Raw genomic sequence first — 2,601 nt, 5'->3', positions numbered from 1 at the left:
GAATAATTAAAAATATTGAATAGCCTTCGATAATGGCAAACTTACTGAAAGGTAAGGACGCAAAGCTACGGGTCTAATGTAATTTATTACTATGATCGCCGGGTTACCGAAAAGGATTGGAAATGTTTATTAGTTTTTTGTCTTTATAACTATAAAGACTATAAATTATTGACACTCACCGATCTCTTTGAGGTGGGTTTTTTTGTTTTACAAATAATTTTATGAGGAGACTTTTATATGACAGTTGAATTGAAAACGGGATTATTAGAGGAGCATATTCGTGCAATTTTACATTTAATAGGTGAGGATACTAATCGAGAAGGTTTATTAGATACGCCAAAGCGTGTGGCTAAAATGTATGGTGAGGTATTTGCGGGTGTTGGGGTTAATCCTGAGACAGCTCTTACAACAACTTTTGAGGAAGAATATGATGGAATAATTGTAGTTAAGGATATTTCGTATTATACGTTTTGCGAACATCATCTTATTCCTTTCTTTGGTAAAGCACATATTGGTTATATACCAAACGGTAGAGTGGTTGGATTAAGTAAATTTGCCCGACTAGTAGAACTTGTATCCAAGCGTCCTCAAGTACAAGAAAGAATGACGCAACAAATTGCTGAGGGAATCATGAATATACTTAAACCCGAAGGAGTAATCGTGAGTGTAGAGGGACAACACCTTTGTATGTGTGCAAGAGGAGTAAAAAAGCCAGGTAGCTCGACAGTTACAACAATAAAAAAAGGTGTATTTAAGGAGAATGTCTCGTTGGCAGAAGAATTTGAACGAGCTCTCTTAAGAGATTAATAGGGGGAACTTATCATGCTCTATCTATCAAGAAAAATGTATTTTTCTGCGGTTCATTCATATCGGATTGATGAATGGACAGAAGAACAGAATAAAATGGTTTTTGGACCATGTAGTAACCCGCATGGTCATGGACACGATTATACTCTAGAGGTTATGGTAAAAGGAAAATTAGACCGTGCTTCTGGGATTGTTGTGAATATAACTGAAATTGACAAAGTGGTTAAAGAACTCGTTCAAAAGGAATTAGATGGGAAGTTTTTGAATAAGGAAAATGATTATTTCAAAGAGAATATCCCAACAACTGAGAATATCACGAACTTTTTATGGGATTCTTTAGAAGGAAAATTTGATAACTGTCATCTACATAAAATTCGATTACGAGAAAATGATTTTTTATATTCAGAGAGGGTGGATTCATCAATGGTTCAATTAACAAGGAGATATCATTTTTGTACTGCACACCGACTACATAGTGAACTTCTAAGTAATGAGGAAAATCTGGAGATTTTCGGTAAATGCAACAACCCAAATGGTCATGGTCATAACTACTATTTGGAAGTTACAGTAAGTGGAAATCTTGATCCGATTACAGGGATGGTAGCCAATATTACGGAGATTGATAAGATAGTAGATCAAGAAATATTAAAAAAATTTGATCACAAACACTTAAACCTTGATACAGAAGAATTTAAAGATTTAAATCCAACATCAGAAAACGTAGCAGTAGTCATTTGGGATTTACTATCTTTAAAACTTCCTAAGCTATATAAAATAGGTTTGTATGAAACGGAAAAAAATTACTTTGAATACTATGGTCCCGATAAGGAGTAATTATATGGAATCCCAACAGAAACTAAAAGGTAAGATTGTTGTTATTTCAGGTTCTAGTAAAGGTATTGGAAATGAAACAGCAAGATTATTAAGAAATTCAGGTGCGAAACTTGTTCTAGGGAGCCGGAGCAATAAAGTGAAAGAAGAGGAACATCTACTAGAACTGCCATTAGATGTAAATAACGAAAAATCTGTTCAAGCCTTTTTTGAAAAAGCAGTAACGTATTTTGGAAAAGTAGATGTCTTAATTAATTGTGCAGGAGTGGGTATGTTTGAAAGTATAATAGATTCTTCAACCGAAGAATTTGATCAGATGGTATCCGTTAATCTACGGGGAACCTATCTTATGTGTAAATACTTTGGGAAGCGCATGTCTGAACAAGGATATGGACACATACTTAATCTTGCATCAATTGCTGGAACGACTGCATTACCGGGATGTGGGGGTTACTCTGCATCCAAGTTCGGTGTTATAGGTTTAACAAAAGTATTACAAGCAGAATTAAGGGAAAAAGGTGTTCAAGTTACATCTATAATACCTGGATCAGTTAGTAGTAGTTTTTGGGAAGCATTTGAAACCAAACCTGACTTGTCACTAATGATTCCTACTATAACAGTTGCGGAGCACTTACTTTATATTATTAGTCAACCAAAAGGAGCATTTATAGATGAGATAACAATTATGCCACCTCTAGGAATCCTGTAAAGGAGGGAAATTGGTTGAGGCGTTTATTTAAACCTTTTTTTAAAACTCCTAATAAAAAAACTAAAATTGAAGTTCCATCTCTCCCTGCTGACCTTTCATATTCAGAGTTAAATTATATTACTAATAGAGGCTATTTAGCGAAAAAGATAGGGCAATATCTAGATTTTAATAATACTGAAGTCGATCAACTCTTTTATCTTTCATTGAGTCAAAAATCGTTTTCAACTTTTAATAAAGAAAATAAAAATGATTAT

At 34.0% G+C, this 2,601-nt stretch carries 3 protein-coding genes, 1 pseudogene and 1 riboswitch; all 4 genes and pseudogenes read left to right on the top strand.

All coding sequences use genetic code 11. The annotated features are described in order from the left end of the window. Positions 1-24 precede the first annotated feature (24 nt). Positions 25-111, top strand: a riboswitch (cyclic di-GMP riboswitch). Positions 112-237: 126 nt separating this feature from the next. After that, positions 238-807 (top strand): GTP cyclohydrolase I FolE, encoded by a 570-nt coding sequence (gene folE, locus V7149_RS18900; protein WP_335347147.1) that lies wholly within the window; start codon positions 238-240, stop codon positions 805-807. A 15-nt stretch (positions 808-822) separates the two neighbouring features. Further along, positions 823-1,641, top strand: a complete 819-nt coding sequence (locus V7149_RS18895; RefSeq protein ID WP_335347146.1) for a 6-carboxytetrahydropterin synthase — start codon at positions 823-825, stop codon at positions 1,639-1,641. 4 nt (positions 1,642-1,645) lie between these two features. Beyond that, positions 1,646-2,347, top strand: coding sequence for an SDR family oxidoreductase (locus tag V7149_RS18890; RefSeq protein WP_335347145.1), 702 nt, complete (start codon positions 1,646-1,648; stop codon positions 2,345-2,347). Between the two features lie 14 nt (positions 2,348-2,361). Next, positions 2,362-2,601, top strand: a pseudogene (locus V7149_RS18885) (ATP-binding protein); the annotation flags it as partial.

Source organism: Bacillus sp. JJ1503, from assembly GCF_036965125.1.
Classification (GTDB): Bacteria; Bacillota; Bacilli; order Bacillales; family Cytobacillaceae; genus Cytobacillus.
This window is presented reverse-complemented; position numbering and strand designations above follow the sequence as displayed.